The following is a 19275-nucleotide window of genomic DNA, read 5'->3' as shown; positions in this document are numbered from 1 at the left end:
ATGAATATCTATTTAGAAGTTACTATTTCACTATTTTTATTATTAGGTGGCGTGTTTGCGCTTATTGGCTCACTGGGCTTAGCACGCCTGCAAGATTTTTTTATGCGCCTGCACGGCCCCACCAAAGCCACCACCCTCGGCGTGGGCGGCATGATTATCGGCTCTATCATATTCTTTTCCGCCACCGAAGCAGGCCTAAGTTTTCACGAGCTGCTAATTGCCCTGTTCTTATTTATTACCGCCCCAGTCAGCGCACACATAGTAGGTAAAGCAGCCCTGCACCGGCAGATTGCCTGTGAAGAACGTACACGTAATATTCCTTGGCAGCGCCAAAGTGATAATTCTGACAGTACGAGCTGAGTGTTAAGGTTAGATTAGCCTGTGGAATAGAACGGCCTCGGTATCATATGTATACCTAGTCTGTTCTATCCCGACGATTAAGACCGTTGGAGCTTCTTAGCAATTACTGGATCTGAATAAATAATCCCTATTGTTCGCCCCCCTTTTTGTTCATACATCTGTCGATTTACACAATCCCTATTCGACAACAGTTTGAGTAGTCAAAGACCTTAACTGTTTACGATACAACCACGACTAGGAGTGTGTATGAAAATATTAATCGAAACGCTTGTTAACGCCCCCCTGAGCACGGTTTGGAATGCCTGGGTGACCCCGGAAGATATTACTCACTGGAATACAGCATCTGATGAATGGTGTTGTCCAAGCGCAGAACTGGATCTTTCGCAAGGCGGTCGTTTCAACTACCGGATGCAGGCCAAAGATGGCACAGCAGGGTTTGATTTTGAGGGTGAATTTACGGCCATCATTCCGCATCAATTAATTCGCTACCAACTTGCCGATCAACGTATGGTAGAGATTAAATTTACAGCTTTAAAAAACAGCGTTGAAATCATCCAAACATTTGACACTGAAGACAATCACACCGCGGAGCAGCAAAAGCAAGGCTGGCTAAGCATTCTCAATAGCTTTAAAAATTATGTGGAAAATAAAACTCATTAAACACAGATTTCAGGGTGCAGACGATAGAAACTCCATTGCACCCCTATCTTCATCCAATATTTCCCACACATTAATTAGAGTTGAGTTTTGGCGTTAATAAATTCACCCCCTGACTCATATACAAATCGTCATACAGTAAACCACCGTTGCCATATGGGGCGCGGTGGGGCCCTGTATTACAATTCATTAAAATGTGCGTCAGTGGCTGTTCGCGCTGCATGCGAAAATCCGCCTGCCGATAAACTTGCGTTCGCTGAGCAAACTCCCCGCCTCGGACAAACACATCGTAGCGCTGGCCGCCTAAAGCTCTGGGGGCATTATTGACGACATACCAGATTTCATACCACAGACCAGGCTCAAGAGGCTTGGCCTCTGCCCCGGTTGTGGGATTAATAACATTGGCATAGCCACCATCGACCTTGACCATCAAGGCGCCGGTATTAACCAACCCCGAGGATTCGGTTTTGTCGGTTACGCGCAACGTTGGCTCAAACGCGTTGTAGTCATTTTTCTCGATGCCCTCGGCGCCCATATTGCTGACCCCGAATGCATGGTTATTGGGAAAAGACTCAACCTGAATGCGGCTATAAAACGTAAAAGTCTCCCCTAGTTTAACCTCGCGAGGCAGTGCCTTATAAGTCAGTGCTTTGCGGTTGCCAACAATACCTTCAGCGGCGGGTTTTTTAAGCAAATAGGCGTTTTCTTCACCCGGCCCAGCTTCCGTACGGCGCTCGGTCACTTGCGGATTATCGATGCGCGGCTCAGTGTCATTTTTGGTATCGGCCTTGCTCCAGTGCGCCAGCGCATTAGGGGCTTCAAAGTCGTCAATTAGAATCCAGCCGGCCGCGTCAGCCAAGCTTAGCGGCGAAAGTACACTGGCATAGAACGCTAACGAGGCCCATAAATATTTCATAATAACTCCTATTTTTATCGGGTGTAGAGCGCGAGATATTAGTTATATTAAACATCAACCCACCCGCTCACTGCTGCGGCTCGTCATTACCTCTCGACCGACACCGGATTGCGAACTAAGTCTTAGACAATCACGACATCGTCCCTAGGGCGATGATTTAACGTGACTGCGTCACCGGCCACTGAAACTGGAAACAGCAACCAAGCTCGGCCCCCTCACTTGGCAGCAAGGTAACAGTTCCCCCGTGCTGCTCGACTATGGTTTTTGCCAAATATAAACCAAGACCAGAGCCTGGCTGGGTTTGTACATTTGGCGCCCGGTAAAATTTGTCGAATATTTTATCTTGCAGATTTGGATCAATACCCGGGCCACGGTCGCTTATCTGCAAGTAGACTTGCGATTCAGCCTGGCACAGCTGCACCAGTATCTTTGTATCCTCCGGGGAGTATTTAAGCGCATTCTCCACAACATTGACCCAAGCAATCGCGAACAGCTCGGGGTCAACATCACTGACAATTGGCGCTGTTGGCAATACCAGCTCAATCCGCCCCTGCCCATAATCAAACGAAAATAGCTTTTGCAGAAGCTGACACAAGTCCACTGATTGCCACTTTAAATCCCGTGCTCCATCGGTGGCTAAACGCTCAGACGTTAAACAATTATTCATCAGAGTGGTCAGGCGCTCGGTATTATTGCGGATACGCTGTATTCGAGGCACCACCTCTGGAAAGCGTTGGTTCAGCTGTACATGTAGATTTTGCGCAACCATATCAATAACCGCCAGGGGCGAACGAAACTCATGCGACACCATTGCCACAAATTCTTTTTGCGTCTGTAACGCCAACTGTTCGTTGGCCAGAGACTCTCTTAGTTTCACCTCAATGGCTACCCTTTGCTCGACTTCCTCTGTTAAGGCACTATTGGCATAACCCAAATCACGTGTTCTTGCTTGGACCTTTGACTCCAGCTCAAGGTTATGAGTTGTTACTTGCTGTAATAAAGCTTCTTTCGCGGCAAACTTATCTTGCTCTGCCTGCCAGGCGCGCCGCGCCAAAGCAAAATTAAGTAGTACCACATGAATTAAGCCGCCAATATTGGGCAGGTGATCGGCCAGGGGAATCCAACTACCTAGCCCTACTGCCTTCAATATGATCAACACCAATGCGATTTGCAGTGGTAAAAAAGCGACGGCATAAAAGCGCAACACGCGATGACGAACCAACGCATGCAGACTGACGAACAAAAAAACAAGGATTGCTGAGCTGGTCAGCACCGAGTTGGCGATAAACAACCAGCGCCAACCAGCCACAACAAACAGTACCGCCATTACCAAATATGCCGCAATATACCCCCAGCTGACATAGTATATACAACGGTAATAAGATCGAAGTAAAAAAGCGCCTTGTAAAAACGCGGTAAATACCGCGCAGAACAAGGTGAGATTCAACATCATTAAGATGGGCGCCGAAAATTCAGCGTTGGGAAACATAAACTGCGAAGCATAGCCACCACTGATGGATGAAAACGCCCCCAGCAGTAACATTGACAAAGCGTAAAGCAGGTAATCTCGATCGCGCAACCGATACCAAAAAATAAAGTTAATCAGCGCCGCTAACAACACCATTCCCAAATAGAGTCCATAGGTCACATATTCGGTGGCCATAAAGCGTTGAAATGCCTCGGTGGTTAGCAACAAGACATCGGTGCTTTGGCGATTATAAAATTCCAGCTTTACATCATAGGTAGTCAGCGCCGACGGTGTGAGGTTAAGCCGGTATACAAATCCACGGTAATCGTACTCTCGGTTGCTAAACGGATACGCAAAACCCTGTTTTTTGCCGCTGCTTATCAGCTGCCCTTGTCGGTACAGCTCTACATGCTCAATGTATGCCGGTAAGAGTGCCAGCAACCACTCGGTGGGGGCATCGTCATCTGGCTGTAAACAAAAACGCAGCCATAAACGTCCGCCACGGGTCGCAGACGACACGGTGCCCGATGCTTGCTCGAAGCGCGAATCGGGCAAAGCCATAACCTGTTCAATAGTCAACGCCCGTGCCGGGTCTTCCAGAACCAAAAGCGACAGGTTGTCAGTATTAACCGCCGCCGACATGGATTCCGACAATATCTGCGCGGGGCTCTGTGCATTTGCCCAAGTCCCTAGCGCCATTATCAATATCACTAACCAGCGCCCAATTTGAACAGCAGGCGCTGCGTTTTTTCTTATCACGACACCAAGTCTCCTTCTTAGGTGTGCTTCGTTTTCAAGCACGACTAGTCCCTATTACGCCCTATCAGAAGAGGTGAGTGCGTAAGCGTGGTACGTTAGCGGCAGTTTACAGAGATTCGAGTATTGCCTCTATCGAGTCACCCACAAAAATTTGCGGTTGCGAGTGCTCGACGTCCTGATCCTGCTCCCACTGTTTAATATAGCTTTTGGCTTTCGCAAATGCCTTCACAAAACTATTCGTCTCTGGCAGTGCCTTGGAAAAATAAGCGCGACCAAAGTACGTCATAGTATCTGCATCGCCACAGCCAAAACTGGTGCGATCATGTCGGGCTGCGGTCAGCACCAAATGCTGCGGCGCCTTTAACTGATCGATAAATCCACCGGAATAACACGCTGATATAATAAGCACTTTGGGTGTAGCCGCTAGTGGGGCCAGTGCTGCAGTTAAGCTCTCGGGGGTGATGTCGAGAAAGTCATGGCTCGGCGCGGCTAAAGAAAATTCATGCTCTTGCGAGCCGTGGCTTGTGATATAAAGTAACAATATATCCTCTTCTGGCTGCATCACCTGACTCAGCTTGGCAACCGTCGCCTCAAGATTACCCGCAGTGGCAAGTGGCAGCTCATCCACTGACTCAGGCAAGTTACTCAAGGTCACGACTTGTTCGGCATCGAGCCACCGGCTTTGCAGTTGCTCGGCAATCGTACGCACCTCGGCATCAAACACCCCTTGGGTGCCATCGCCGGCCAACAAAAGTGCGTACAGATCGACCTCGCCTGGCACCGAAGCTCGAACGCCTAGTAAGGTTTGATTGAGGCGTTCTTCTTGCGAAAACAGTGCCTTTTCAAAAGCGACGCGTGCAGCTCGTGTTTGAGCTTTATCGGCAGCGACTGGCGACTGATTGCCCCAACGCCAACGCCCAGCATAATCCACCTCATCACGTGTTAAGTCATACAACTCACCATACCCGTGGAAGTAACCATCCATCAACTCTCCGGTGTAGCGCCGTTGGTCGTCCTGCCAAACTCCGGCACCGTGGTAGTGCCACCCTTTAAACTCACCCGCGTAGGACACACCATCGGCACTTTGGTAGGTACCCAGGCCTGTGAGCTCGCCAGCGACAAAATCACCCTGATAGACATCACCCTCGGCGCTGTGATACTCCCCGGGGCCGTGAAATTCATCGGCCTTAAAGCCACCGACATAGTGCGAGCCATCTTCGCCTTGCCAGCGTCCTTGGCCTTGCAATTGGCCGGTGACAAATTCGCCGCTAAAAACATCCCCACTCGCCAACGTTAGCGTGCCGCGCCCAGTCATAGTGCCGAGGTTAAATTCACCCTGATAACGATCGCCATTTGGCCATTGCAATACACCTTCGCCCGACAGCAAACCGTCAAACAAAGAGCCTTGGTACTGTGAACCATCGGGTAACACGAGCTCATGCTCGGTGCTCTCACTCGGCTGAGCACACACTACAACAGGTAGCGAAAGCACCAGCACCAAAAAACTAATTTTCATCAATCGCTACCCCAGTCAGCAGGCTGAGTGATTCTAAGGCTTGCTTGGCCACATCACGGCCGGCCAAATTAAATCCTACAGTAACTGGTTTGCCGGTGTGCCGCTTGGCAATTATTTTGTAAAACGTGGTGTGCGATTTACCAGATTGGGAGGTATAGCTTTCTTTCAGTGCCAGGGATTGAATACTGCTGCGCGGGTAGTGACGATTACCTAAACTCACCCCCAGTAAACGTCGGCGGGTCACCAGTTCGCTTTGATCAATTCGAACATCCAAACTGCACATTAAATAATAGATACCCGCCAATAGCATTGGGATACCAATCAAGGTAAAAATCCAACTGGGAAAATCATCGGCTGGAATCAAAAACCCAACCCCAGCGAAAATCGCCCCAACTAATATCAATGCCATTTTGCCACCTGGGTGACGCCAAGCGGGGTAATGTAAAATAATGCCACCGGGAATTTGCTCTACATTTAACACCGACTCAAGGGCTTCTTCTCGCGATTGTTGAGCCAGTATATTTTCCGTACTTAAACGCGAAAGAGCTGCTGCCTTTTGGCCGGTGGCAAAGACCGGAATTTCATATTGGCGAGAAAAATCTGCACCCGGCAACTCACAGTCAACCACCAAACGCCACAGATGGTAGCTGCGGCTGGGCGTTTGCGATACGGGTAAATCACTGTCCACATCGAACAGAATTTCCAGCCGAGTACCGGTGGCGCTAGCCTGCGTTTGAGCGACCCCCTCAGTTTGCCAAACCAGTGATTCGCGGCGCGAACGGTTTTTACCGCTGCCGGACATGTAACTGCGCAAGCATTGTAATGACACATCAAAGCGATGATTAATCGAGTAAGGCAAGCGCACCTCGATACTGCCCCCTACCTGCCCGCCCACAGCACCGGGGTAAGGATCAAGTTGCAGCGGCGCCGGACCAAATCGGCGCCAGCTTAAGGTGACCGAGACGGCCCAACCGATTAACCCCAAACCTACCGCGGGGAATAACAGCGCAATCAAGGCGATCAACTCGCCTTTTAAGGCCGCATTGACGCCGCCAATACCGGCGGGTATGGCAATCGCATTCCACGCAATGGCAACTCCCCAGCTAACATAAAGACTGGTTTTCCCATTGCTTTTGATTTCCTTGTGGGCCCAATCGCGTCGTTCAAGCCAAGGGCGATCACCCAGCTCTCGCCCTTGGTTGGGCATTTTATCGGTCGGCGCACACAGACAATAAACAATAATACCGCCCCCTACCCCACCGAAAACAATCACAAAGATCATGCTAAAGCCAATCATTCCCCAGCGCACATCTCGATTAAGAATTGCTTGGCTGGGTTGATCGGGGTCTACCCATGCCTGCACTGACTGGCCTTGGTTTAACGCCCGCTGTAATCGGCTCGATTCCCGCTGGTGGTAGTCACCCACGTTATCAAAGCCATCGGTTAGACCCACGCGCGATGCCATAAACGGCTGCCCATTAAACGAGTATTGATAACTTGCCGTGACCTTATACGTAATAGAGCCGTCGGATGTGCCGCGCTTAAGATCAATCTGAGTCAGCTGTGCTGATACCGGTTGCCATGACTCCACCGCCCATTTATCAACCAGTGTGCCGGCCACCCCCCAAAAGAACATGCCCACGCCCACAGCGGCAAATGGCAAGCCAAACAATATCATCAACCAGCGCTCTTTTAATTTTGCTGTCAACGAGCTTTTTTCTTTAGCCACTGGGGCATCTCCTTTTTGGCTTGATCATCGGGCGTTAAAATAACATCATGCGCAATTCCCTTACGTTACGCAATGCACGGAATACATCCATGGCCCGCACCATCGCAATCGTTGAAGACGAACAAGCCATCGCTGACAACTATAAAGACGCCTTTAGCCGCCTTGGCTTTCAGGTAGAGCACTACTTGGATCGCCCCTCGGCCCAAGCGGCGTTCGATATTAAGCTGCCCGACCTGGCGGTGATTGATGTCGGGCTGGGTGACGATATTGAAGGCGGTTTTGAGCTGTGTCGCAGTTTGCGCACTCTGGCCCCCAACCTGCCGATCGTGTTTCTGACCGCTCGCGATGATGAGTTCGATGTAATCTCGGGGCTGCGCTTGGGGGCCGACGATTATTTAACCAAAGACATCAGCCAGGCCCATATGCTGGCGCGCATTCATGCGCTGTTTCGCAGGGTGGATGCCATGCGAGCCCCTACTCAGCAAGACGACACCCTGGAGCGCGGTAAGCTGCTAATTAACTCGTCCCGCATGAGCGTCAGCTGGGGTGAATCGGCGATTGACTTAACCGTCACCGAATTCTGGATTTTGTACGCCTTGGCTAAACATCCAGGGCATGTCAAAAACCGTCAGCAACTGATGGATGCCGCTAACGTAGTACTGGATGACAACACGATTACCTCACACATCAAACGTATCCGCCGCAAATTCAGCGCCGCCGACTCAAGCTTCGATCACATACAAACCGCCTACGGCATGGGCTATCGCTGGCAGAGCGCAACGTGAGATTACGCCAACAGCTGGCACTGCTCGCCCTGGCGGGGTTGCTGACTCCGGGACTTACGCTTTACTCGCTGCGTATATTCAACGAGCAAGCTAAAGCCAGCCACCTGAACCAGTTAACCGGTATTGCCCAAGCAGTAGCCGCCCGCCTGGGCAATGACATCGAGCTGCTGACCCGCAGCGCCCTGGCTGATTCACCCCAACGTCCAGCGGGTAAAACCCTCTACAGCCATACCGATAACTCTAACCACTCATCAACAACCACGCCAAGCACACCGAGTCCTATCACCGTAGACGGCTCTGCCGCTGATTGGCACCAACTGGCTATACCACCGCTGCCCCTACCCAGCGAGACTGCCTTAACAGCCCAATACCGTAGCCTTACCTCGGGCGAAAGAACCTATTTATTGATAGAGGTAGACGACAAGCAACGGCACTTTCACAATGCTGAAGCCCCGCACCACGATAAGCAGCCCTTATACCGCACTGACAACCAAGCTTTGGCCAGCGGAGACCATTTGCTGCTTTACGCCGGCGCCCAAGATCAACACTTACATATTTTGCGGGCAGAAGTACCGGGGCAGATGACGGCGCTGTATCGCAATGCACTCGGTAAAGTTGTCACTCAAGAGGCTATTCAGGGCTTGTGGCGCGAAACGAACACTGGCTACCAGGTAGAATTGTCGCTGCCCACAAACATGACTCAAACCGCCATGGCTTTGGCCGCCGTAGATCAATCGCCCACAAACCCGCAACGCTCAGCCGGCACTCTGCCGCCCTATGCATTGAGTGCAGCGGGCCCCGACCCCGGTGTACTGCCGCCCGCTGTGGGCCAAATGATCCGCCCCGCGCAGTCGCTCAACAGCGCCCTAGAAGTGTTTACCCGCCCCAATACTCGCTTGAGCTTAATCGATAAACATCACTGGCAAAGAGGCCAGGCGGGAGAACTTGCAGACACTCACGCCTCACCAAGCATCACTCAGCGCCTGCTCGGCTCGATTATGAAAATGCCCCGACGCCCGACATTTGAGACCGCCTCAGGCCACTGGAACCATCCCGACATCTCTTATCCAAACCGCGAGCCGCGAGCATTTTGGGCGCGCGACCAAGACGCCTTAATAGCCACCGTAGCGGTGCCGCTTATTAGCTCCCACCTGCCGGCACTGGAGTCGCGTCACCTAGGCAGCGTCATCATTGAGCAAAGAGTACAGCCCTGGCAATTGCTTGATCAAGACAGTATTAAACGTCTGCTCGCATCATCCCTGCTCGGCGGCGGCTTACTCCTACTGCTACTGCTGGGCTACGCCAGCTTTTTAAGTGCTCGCATCGCCAAGCTTAGCCGCGCCGCCAACCAAGCCAAGGGGCAAAACTTACCTGAGTCTCTATCACACTGGCCTCAATTCACCATCCAAGACGAAATAGCCGAACTGTCACAACACTATTACGAAGTGCTCACTCAACTGCAGGATCACAATCACTATTTGCGCACACTGACCGGCAAGCTATCCCACGAGCTGAGAACCCCTCTGGCGGTTGTCACCGGCTCGCTCGACAACCTCCAACAAAGCGAGGGCGAAGACGTTCACAAATACACGCACCGCGCCCAGGCGGGTAGTGAGCGCTTAAGCTTTATCATCAGCGCCATGACCGAGGCCAGCCGGGTAGAGGCGAGCATTGCCAGTGCAGAGCTCGTTACCGTCAACTTGCAACAACTGATAAGTGATATCAGCCAAGCTTACTCATCGGCCTACCCCGCCCAGCGTTTTATGGTGGACATTCAACCGGCGAGCACCGGCACCTATGAGGTCAAGGTTGCCCCAGAGCTATTAGTGCAAATGCTGGATAAACTGGTCGATAACGCCGTAGGCTTCGCCCGCGACAACACCCCGGTTACCCTTGGCCTGAACTATCAATCCACTGAGCAAGATGGCGTAATCTTGGCACTGTCAGTCTGCAACCAAGGCCCCCACCTACCCAACAATATGCAAGGACGGTTATTTCAGTCACTCACCTCGCACCGACCCCGCTCAGGTGGAGATACCCCCCACCTGGGGCTGGGGCTTTATATTGTCGAGCTAATTACCCGCTTTCACGGCGGTACAGCCACCGCCACCGACCTGCCCGATGGGGTAAAAGTTTGTGTTACGATACCGGCTCTGTACCCTGAGCTAAATGCACAAAGACGCACAACAAGTGTTGACAATACTTGTTAAACGGGTAAAATGCCGCGTCTTTTACGGGCACTGTTACGTCTTGACGTCAGCCGCTCAGTAATACATTTTTTTGATTTAATAGGAGCAACACGGTGGCAAATTCACCTCAAGCCAAAAAACGTGCACGCCAGAATGAAAAAGCTCGCAAGCACAACGCCAGCCTGCGCTCCATGGTGCGCACCTACTTGAAGAAAGTGGATGCCGCCATTGAAGCAGGTGACGCCGAGAAAGCCAAAGAAGCCTACACAGCAGCTGTTCCAGTGCTGGATCGTGTAGCCGACAAAGGCGTATATCACAAAAATAAGGCTGCTCGCCACAAGAGCCGCCTGAATAGCAAAATTAAAGCACTGGCCTCCTAAGCGGAAGCTGAGCTTGAAAAAAACCGGCTTAAGCCGGTTTTTTTGTGCCTGAGAATGACACGCCCCATAGCAGTAGACACGAAACTGCCTACGCAAATGCACCCCCTCCTCTTTTTCGCTGCCCGATCGTCTTAGCCACTCCCCATACTTATTTCTCAAAAACGTCACACAACCGCAATACCCGCGTCAGAAAACTTGGCTATAAATCTCCCGTCACTTCGCTCATCAGGAGATACACCAAGGAGATCACCCCATGCTGCCACGTGAACACTTTATCAAACAGCCTTACTACGGTATCAATGACCTTAAAGATACGGCCAGCCTGACCAGCGCCCAAATTCGCCTAATCAAAAAACACGGCTGCCTCATCAATGCATTGCTGCAGGACGAGGTTCTCAACCCCAATTTTGCCGACCTGCAAATACTCAAAGCCATTAACGGCAAAAATGCCCCCACCAACCCCGTGGTTCACGCCTGGCAGAAATACACCCAGCTAAAACAATCGCAAATCACCCTGAAAAATTCTGCCTGAGCCCACAAACCCCGCTAAGCCCAGCAGTGCTTAGCGGGTTAATGCCAACAAATGCAAAACTCTGACACTGGATTTTACCTCTAGATAGCAGTATGATTGCGCTATCATTTGCCATTTTCGAAGCTAATTAGCTCTCGAAAGCCAATAAGAAACCAGAGGCACTATCGTGACAGACAAAACTCCCAGCCAGAGACTGGCCAAACTCAGTTGGCGTGAACGTATAGGCTACGGACTGGGTGATGCCGGCTTTAACTTCTATTGGGCCATTATTGGCTCGTACTTAATTTTCTTTTATACCGATATTTTTGGTATCAGCGCCGCGGCGGCAGCCACCATGGTAACCATTACCAAAATAGTGGATGCCTTTACCGACCCGGCTATGGGCGCTATTGCCGATAGAACCAAAACCCGCTGGGGGAAATTCCGCCCCTACTTATTGTTCGGCACACTGCCGATGATGGGCGCCGGGTTGCTCACCATGACTACGCCCGACTTAGGCGAGAGCGGCAAACTAGTATGGGCCTATGCAACCTATATGATTTTAATGTTGACCTACACCGTACTCAACATGCCCTACAATTCATTATCGGCCGTACTAACCGCCGACCCACAAGAGAGAAACACACTCAACAGTACCCGGTTTTTCTTTGCCTACTTTACCGGCATTATCGTAGGTGCCGCGACGCCTGAGTTAGCCGAATATTTCGGTAGCGGCGATCGCTATAGCCCTATCGGCTGGCAGATAACCATGAGCATCTATGCGGTTATTGCCTCCATTTTATTTGTGATTACATTTGCCACCACCCGCGAGCGTATTGCCCCGCCGGCACAACAAACCGCCGAACCACTGCAAGATTTAAAAACGTTATTCACCTGCAAGCCCTGGATAATTATTTTTATTCTCGCCATGGTGATTATGACCACCTTCACCTTGCGTGGCAGCTCCGCCACTTATTATTTTAAGTATTTTGTTGAACGCCCAGATTTGCTTGGTGCGTATATCGGGCTGCAAGTATTAGGGTTGATGATTGGTGCCATGTCCGCCGCCACCCTTACCCGATACATGGACAAAGTAAAACTGTTAATGATTTTAATGGGTGTTGTCAGCGTACTGTGTATTATTTTTGCTTTTGTCCCTAAGCCCAACGCCCTTGGTGTGGTTGATGTCAACGAAACCAATCGTACCGAACTGCAAGCCCACGAACTTTTAGCAGAAGAACATCAAACCGGCGACAGCTACCGCTGGACGCGCTACGAAAAAGTCTTTTGGATAATCAAAGATCGGGTAGATTTAGCCGAAACATCGGCCACCTTATCGTTAACCACACAAAATAATGAAACAATCAGTGTTGTTAAAACTCGTGCCGATGGCAGCACACTCGACAGTGCCAGCATCCCCAATGAAATTATTTGGATGTTTATATTAAGCATGCTGATTTCATTGGCGTTGGGGCCAAAAGCCCCTATCACCTGGGCCATGTACGCCGACGTGGCCGATTATAACGAATGGAAGACCGGGCGCCGCGCCACAGGAATGACCTTTGCCGCCACAACTTTCTCGCAAAAAATAGGCAGCGCCATTGGTTCAGCGCTCATGCTATCGGTACTGGCCGCGCTGGGTTACCAAGCCAATCAGGCGCAATCAAATGCATCACTGGACGGCATTGTGTATATGCAAACACTGGCCCCTGGTGCCTTTGCCTTTATTGCCATTATCGCACTGATATTTTACGACTTAACCGGCGACAAGTTGACCGTTATACAGCGCGAGCTTGAGATTAAGCATCAATAAAACGATCGCATATAAACGTTGTCACAGACAGCTCAAAGAGATTAACAACCAGCAGTCACAATCGACACAATCATCCTCCCTTTGAGCGTCTCAACCGAGGTTGGGCGCTCTTTTTTATCTACGAGGCAATCATGTCTTTTACACCAGAGCTATTTCCATCCGAAGATGGTCAGTACTTTCATCTTAAAAGCCCCACCTTGATGCCGCGCGCCTCGGGCTTTTTATGGAATAAAAAGATGATGATTCAAATGAACTGCCGGGGCTATGCCGTCTCCCAGTTTATGCAGCCAGAACCGGCCAAATATGCCTACGCTCCCAATCTGGAAGCGAAAACGTTTATGCAGCCAGAGCAGCCGTACTACGCCCACCACCCCGGTCGTTTTTTTTATCTCAAAGATGAGGATAGCGGGGAAATATTCTCGGCCCCCTATGAGCCAGTGCGCGCCAAGGGTTGTGACTATACGTTCTCACCCGGAAAAAATGACATTCAATGGACGCTACGCTTCGGCGACATTGAAGTGCATGTTGAGCTTAGCTTACCCGTCGACGACGCGGTAGAGCTGTGGCAGTTCAGTGTCAAAAATACCGGAGCCAGCACACGCAACCTTAGCCTCTACCCGTATTTCACGCCCGGCTATATGAGCTGGATGAATCAGAGTGCCCAATACGATCCAGCACTCGGCGCTATTGTTGCCAGCTGCGTAACACCTTATCAAAAGTACCCTGACTACTTTAAAAATCAGCACTTTAAAGACAAAACATATTTGCTGCACGAACGCCCACCCGTCGCCTGGCAAACTCAACGCGAAGCCTTTGAAGGCGAAGGTGGCCTGCACAACCCCGACGCCCTGCAAGCCGATACTCTAGCTTGCGACGACGCGCGTTATGAAACGCCACTAGCGGCCTTGCAATACCGCGTATCCTTGCCAGAAAATCAATGCGAAACTTACCGCTTTGCGTTTGGACCTGCCAAAGATGAGAACGAAATAGCGCTCATTAAAGAGCGCTATTTAAGCGCCGAAAAATTCCAACAAGCCAAACAAGCCTATGGCCAGTATGTTGCCAGCGGCAGCGGTGTCCTGCATATTGAAACGCCCGATGAAGGCCTCAACAACTTTGTTAATCACTGGCTGGCACGACAGGTGTTTTATCACGGCGACGTCAACCGTTTAACCACCGACCCTCAAACGCGCAACTATCTGCAAGACAACATGGGCATGAGTTATATCAAGCCCGCCACCGCTCGCCACGCATTTACTCATGCGCTAGGCCAGCAGGAAGCGAGCGGTGCTATGCCCGACGGTATCTTGCTGCACGAAGACGCCGAGTTAAAGTACATTAACCAAGTGCCACATACCGATCACTGTGTTTGGCTACCCGTCTGTTTAAAAGCTTACCTAGACGAGACCGGCGACCTTGCGCTACTAAATGAGCCGGTCAAAGGTGTTGATGGTAAAACGCTCAGCGTAGCACAGCGCATCAGCAACGCCATGCAGTGGCTGTTGGACTCACGCGATGAACGCGGATTGTCCTACATTGCACAGGGCGACTGGTGCGACCCGATGAATATGGTCGGCTATAAAGGCCGCGGAGTTTCCGGCTGGTTAAGCATTGCCACCGCCTACGCCCTTAACGTATGGGCCGATATCTGTGAACGAAGCTCTATCGACAACCCACAGAATTTTCGCACCAGTGCCGATGAAATTAACGCTTCGGTCAACAAACACCTGTGGGACGGCAACTGGTATGGCCGCGGCATTACTGACGACAATGTTGTGTTCGGCATCAGCCAAGACTCTGAGGGTCGTATATTTCTCAACCCACAAAGCTGGGCGATACTGGCCGGCACCTGCTCGCCTGAGCAGCGCGAAAAAATGTTGCAGGCCGTAGAGCAGCAACTTGAAACCCCCTACGGTGTCACCATGCTGGCCCCGGCGTTTACCGCCATGCGTGAAGACGTGGGCCGCGTGACACAAAAACATCCGGGGTCCGCCGAAAACGGCTCGGTCTACAACCACGCGGCTATTTTTTACATCTACAGTCTGTACAGCATTGGCGAGTCCGACCGCGCCTACAAGCTATTGCGTCAAATGATTCCCGGCCCAAGCTCGGACGATTTTGCCCAGCGCGGGCAAATGCCGATCTATATTCCCAACTACTACCGCGGGGCCTACTATCAGTTTCCGCGTACCGCCGGGCGCTCCAGCCAATTGTTTAATACCGGTACGGTGAGCTGGGTCTACCGCTCATTAGTGGAAGGGTTATTGGGTTTAAAAGGCGACAACGACGATTTATTGGTCGAACCAAAACTACCGACTAGCTGGGATAATGCCAAGGTCACCCGGCACTTTAGAGGCGCCACCGTTCACGTTCACTATCAAAAAGGGGAAGGCGCTTCAGTGCTGATTGTCGATGGTGAGCCACAAGCAGACTTTAGATTAAGAGCGCCCACGGCAGGTAAAGAATACAACTTGAAGATGTACATCGGGTCGGATTAAACCGTAACGAGCGCTGACGTTGTGTCGGCGCTCGTTATTTGTCAGAGCTTATAGTGACCAGTATTCACTACTGTATAGGTCGAGATGATTGGCGCAATATGACCTCAAACCCAATATCCCTTTGCTTTTGCGCCACGGCCTCACCTTCAAGTACCTGCACAATCATTTGAGCCGCCTGCACTCCCATTTCATAGCGGGGCACATGCACGCTGGACAGCGACGGGTTAACAAAAGCGGAGGATTCAAAGTCATTAAAGCCACACAAGGAGATATCGGTAGGAACTTTAATATTCATACGCTGGCTTTCAAACAGCGCGCCCAGCGCTAAATCGTCATTACAACAAAAAATACCATCGACCTGCCCCGCCGATAAACTTAATAAGCTGCGAAACAACTCCCCACCCAATGCAATGGATGATGGCTCAGGTGTCGTCACTAGAAACTTTTCATTTAACTTGCCCCGCTCTTGCAGCGCATCTCTAAAACCCGCCATACGTTGCTGCACACGGGCATCCATTCGTGCACCAATAAACCCTAAACGCTGACAACCAGTGGCAAGCAACTTCAATGCGACATCAAAACCTGCCTGATAGTGGGAAAAGCCCACATTCATATCCAGCGGCTGGTTTAAAATTTCCATGATTTGCACCACAGGTAATCCCGCTTTGGCGAGCATTCTTTCGCACGCTCGGGTTTGATCGCCACCGGTAATGATCATCGCCTCAGGGGATTGACTCAACAGCGTTCGAATCATTTTTTCTTCTTCAAGTGGCGAGTAGTGGGTATCCACCAGCAGCACTTTGTAATCGCTGGCGCCGGCCACATCGTAGATACCGCGCAGCACATCATTAAAGACAATATTGGACAGTGAGGGAATAGAAACACCAATAACGCCAGAGCGAGCCGAGGCCAAGGAGCTGGCAGATTGATTGGGAATGTAACCGAGCATATCAATCGCCTCTTGCACTCGTTGGCACAAATCAGACGACACTTTATCGGGCTGATTAATCACCCGAGAAACAGTAATAGCGCTCACATTTGCCACCTTAGCTACATCGGCCAAGGTTGCTCTTTTAGTGGTAGAGGAATTGCGGGTACGCACCACGAGTGTTACTCCCTATTTTTAAACGAATACTAGCATAACAATCGATGTTTGCGCTATCATTTGACTTATTCGAAACAAATCAATGCGACCGAGTTATCTTTAATGCCTCATACCAAACCTGAATCGTCCACCTCACCGGTGCTTATTATCATTATGGGTGTTTCTGGCTCAGGTAAGTCCAGCGTTGCTCAGGCCTTGGCACAACACTACCAATACCATTTTTATGATGCCGACGACTTCCACAGCAATGAAGCCAAAGCCCTTATGGCCGCGGGCACTGCGCTATCAGATGAGCATCGCGCCCCCTGGGTGCACAACATTAGTGCGTTTTTAACCGATTGCGCCGAACGAAAGCAAAGCTGCACCCTAGCGTTTTCAGGGCTGCGCCACGCCCATAGGGACGTATTAAGGCAACTTCCATTCCAAACCCTGTTTCTACACCTTGAGGGCTCAAAAGCCGTTATCGGTGCCCGAATGAATGCCCGCAGCAATCATTTTATGCCGACCAGCCTATTAGATAGCCAATTTGATAGCCTCGAGCCCTGTGAAAACGAACAGGATATTATCCCTATTGATATCTCTAAACCTCTGGCCGAGGTAATACACGACTGCAAACAAACCATTAATGCTAAACTAAGTGAGCACTAGGCTGCGCGGCACAACTCTTGCCTTTGATCTTTCGGGCACCTTTTTTATGCCCGTCCTACAGCCTAGCGCTGAACAGGTAGTATCGATTCATTAGGTAATGAGGCCACTCCATGACCACAGACTTCCTTTCACTGGAAGAGCTCAAACAAAAAATTCACGTGCTAATCGCAGCCCTCTACCCCCATTGCAATGCCGATGAGCTAACCGAACAATGTTTGGCCGCTATAGGGCCGCGAATTAGCAAAGATGTAGTGGCCCCAGAACGGCTCTGGTCGGAAAAAGACTGCCTTCTCATTACCTATGGCAACTCCATCCGCGAAGCGGGCCACAAGCCACTGGACACCCTACAGCACTTTCTACACAATCACCTGCAAGGCGTGTTTTCCGCCGTGCATATTTTGCCCTTCTTTCCATTTTCATCAGACGATGGTTTTGCCGTTATCGACTACACCCAAGTCGACCCGGAACTGGGCGACTGGGGCGACATCAATGCTCTGGCACAAGATTTTAAACTGATGGCCGATTTGGTCATCAACCATGTATCCAGCCAAAGTTTATGGTTTCGCAACTACCAATACGGCAAAGACCCCGGGCGCGGTTACTTTGTTGAAGCCGACCCCAATGACAATTTATCCGACGTGGTACGACCTCGCACCAGCCCACTGCTGCGCAAAACGGATACCGCAGACGGCACCAAGCATGTCTGGTGCACCTTCAGCCACGATCAAGTCGATGTCGACTTTCGCAACGAAAAAGTTTTATTGGAATACCTCGGTATTATCGGCCGCTATCTGGATGAAGGTGCGCAGTGGATACGGCTTGATGCCGTGGCGTTCCTATGGAAAAAAATCGGTACGCGCTGTATTCACCTGCCCGAGACTCACGACGTTATTAAACTAGTTCGTCTATTAACCGAATACAAAAATGCGCACGCTCTGTTAATCAGCGAAACCAATGTACCCAATCGTGAAAACCTAACCTACTTTGGCAACAGTAACGAAGCGCACGTGATTTACAACTTCAGTTTGCCGCCGCTGGTTATTCATGCCCTGCTCGCCGGAGATTGCACCTACTTAAAAACCTGGATGATGAGCATGCCGCCCTCCCCTGTGGGCTGCACCTACCTGAACTTTACCGCCAGTCACGATGGTATTGGTTTGCGCCCGGCAGAAGGTCTATTGGATGACGGCGAATTAAAACAAATGCTAACGGCGCTGGAGTCCTTCGGCGGCCGTATTTCTTCGCGCACCGACGCCGAAGGCAACAGCAAACCCTACGAAGCTAACATCAGCCTGTTCGATGCCTTTAAAGGTACATACAAAGGCACCGATCAGTGGCAAGTGGAGCGTCTAATCAGCTCGCAATCCATTATGCTGGCGGTAGAAGGTATTCCGGCATTTTATATTCACACCTTGTTTGCCACTCACAACGATTACGACAAGGTAAAAACCACCGGTCACAACCGCTCCATTAACCGCTGTAACTGGAGCTTAAGCGATCTGAATGAGCGACTCGGTAAAGACAACGGCCCTGGCCAGCGAGTTTTTAACGAGCTACAGCGCCTTATTAAAATTCGTGCTAAACAGCCCGCCTTTCACCCCAATGCAACGCAATTCACCTTGCACCTAAGGCCCGAAATTTTTGCTTTCTGGCGCCAAAGCATGCAACGAACACAAAGCATCTTCTGCATCTACAATTTAAGCGATCAGACACAAGAACTTAACCTGGCCGACATTAATTTAATCAGCACCGAAAACTGGATCGATTTAATCAGCGGACAAGTGATTGATGACCTTTGCTCAACCATGCAGCTTCAGCCATATCAGAATTTATGGCTGACGAATTATGTGGGTGAGTAAACGCGATGCGGAATGCGGAATGCGGAATGCGGAATGCGGAATGCGGAATGCGGAATGCGGAATGCGGAATGCGGAATGCGGA

At 50.8% G+C, this 19275-nt stretch carries 15 protein-coding genes; 10 read left to right on the top strand and 5 right to left on the bottom strand.

Going from position 1 to position 19275, the window contains the following annotated elements; genetic code table 11:
- Complete coding sequence (locus Q4563_RS11575; protein ID WP_215977265.1) at window positions 1–360, top strand: Na+/H+ antiporter subunit G; 360 nt, start codon at window positions 1–3, stop codon at window positions 358–360.
- A gap of 246 nt (window positions 361–606) precedes the next feature.
- Entirely contained in the window at window positions 607–1020 is a 414-nt protein-coding gene (locus Q4563_RS11570; RefSeq protein ID WP_215977266.1) for an SRPBCC domain-containing protein, read from the top strand.
- Between the two features lie 70 nt (window positions 1021–1090).
- On the opposite strand, the gene Q4563_RS11565 is transcribed toward Q4563_RS11570, so the two are convergent.
- The 4 genes from Q4563_RS11565 to Q4563_RS11550 all read right to left on the bottom strand — a co-directional run bounded on the left by Q4563_RS11565 (window position 1091) and on the right by Q4563_RS11550 (window position 7405).
- Window positions 1091–1933 (bottom strand): hypothetical protein, encoded by an 843-nt coding sequence (locus Q4563_RS11565; protein ID WP_303604598.1) that lies wholly within the window; start codon window positions 1931–1933, stop codon window positions 1091–1093.
- A 157-nt stretch (window positions 1934–2090) separates the two neighbouring features.
- On the bottom strand, window positions 2091–4160 hold the full coding sequence (locus tag Q4563_RS11560; RefSeq protein WP_303604597.1) for a sensor histidine kinase: 2070 nt from the start codon (window positions 4158–4160) through the stop codon (window positions 2091–2093).
- 106 nt (window positions 4161–4266) lie between these two features.
- On the bottom strand, window positions 4267–5676 hold the full coding sequence (locus tag Q4563_RS11555; RefSeq protein ID WP_303604596.1) for a C13 family peptidase: 1410 nt from the start codon (window positions 5674–5676) through the stop codon (window positions 4267–4269).
- Entirely contained in the window at window positions 5666–7405 is a 1740-nt protein-coding gene (locus Q4563_RS11550) for a DUF3592 domain-containing protein (RefSeq protein WP_303604595.1), read from the bottom strand. Before Q4563_RS11550 ends, Q4563_RS11555 begins: the two co-directional genes overlap by 11 nt.
- Window positions 7406–7494: 89 nt before the next feature.
- Between Q4563_RS11550 and pdsR the strand changes: the two genes are divergently transcribed.
- The 6 genes from pdsR to Q4563_RS11520 all read left to right on the top strand — a co-directional run bounded on the left by pdsR (window position 7495) and on the right by Q4563_RS11520 (window position 15581).
- Window positions 7495–8190: a proteobacterial dedicated sortase system response regulator gene (gene pdsR / locus Q4563_RS11545; RefSeq protein WP_215977287.1), complete on the top strand. Its 696-nt coding sequence runs from the start codon at window positions 7495–7497 to the stop codon at window positions 8188–8190.
- Complete coding sequence (locus Q4563_RS11540; protein WP_303604594.1) at window positions 8187–10400, top strand: ATP-binding protein; 2214 nt, start codon at window positions 8187–8189, stop codon at window positions 10398–10400. The genes pdsR and Q4563_RS11540 overlap by 4 nt, the downstream gene beginning before the upstream one ends.
- Window positions 10401–10492: 92 nt before the next feature.
- Window positions 10493–10759, top strand: a complete 267-nt coding sequence (gene rpsT, locus Q4563_RS11535; protein ID WP_215977272.1) for a 30S ribosomal protein S20 — start codon at window positions 10493–10495, stop codon at window positions 10757–10759.
- A 253-nt stretch (window positions 10760–11012) separates the two neighbouring features.
- Window positions 11013–11291 carry a DUF413 domain-containing protein gene (gene maoP, locus Q4563_RS11530; protein WP_215977273.1) on the top strand — a complete coding sequence of 93 codons (279 nt, stop codon included), beginning with the start codon at window positions 11013–11015 and terminating at the stop codon, window positions 11289–11291.
- A gap of 166 nt (window positions 11292–11457) precedes the next feature.
- Window positions 11458–13083, top strand: coding sequence for an MFS transporter (locus Q4563_RS11525; RefSeq protein ID WP_303604593.1), 1626 nt, complete (start codon window positions 11458–11460; stop codon window positions 13081–13083).
- Window positions 13084–13214: 131 nt separating this feature from the next.
- Entirely contained in the window at window positions 13215–15581 is a 2367-nt protein-coding gene (locus Q4563_RS11520; protein WP_303604592.1) for a GH36-type glycosyl hydrolase domain-containing protein, read from the top strand.
- Window positions 15582–15648: 67 nt separating this feature from the next.
- Here Q4563_RS11520 and Q4563_RS11515 read toward each other — a convergent pair whose 3' ends face one another.
- Entirely contained in the window at window positions 15649–16686 is a 1038-nt protein-coding gene (locus Q4563_RS11515) for a LacI family DNA-binding transcriptional regulator (RefSeq protein WP_303604591.1), read from the bottom strand.
- Between the two features lie 102 nt (window positions 16687–16788).
- Between Q4563_RS11515 and Q4563_RS11510 the strand changes: the two genes are divergently transcribed.
- Both Q4563_RS11510 and Q4563_RS11505 read left to right on the top strand, forming a co-directional pair.
- Window positions 16789–17334 carry a gluconokinase gene (locus Q4563_RS11510; RefSeq protein ID WP_215977276.1) on the top strand — a complete coding sequence of 182 codons (546 nt, stop codon included), beginning with the start codon at window positions 16789–16791 and terminating at the stop codon, window positions 17332–17334.
- A 110-nt stretch (window positions 17335–17444) separates the two neighbouring features.
- On the top strand, window positions 17445–19193 hold the full coding sequence (locus Q4563_RS11505; protein WP_303604590.1) for an alpha-amylase family glycosyl hydrolase: 1749 nt from the start codon (window positions 17445–17447) through the stop codon (window positions 19191–19193).
- The last annotated feature ends 82 nt before the right edge of the window (window positions 19194–19275 follow it).

The organism is Gilvimarinus sp. 1_MG-2023, assembly GCF_030548285.1.
This window is presented reverse-complemented; position numbering and strand designations above follow the sequence as displayed.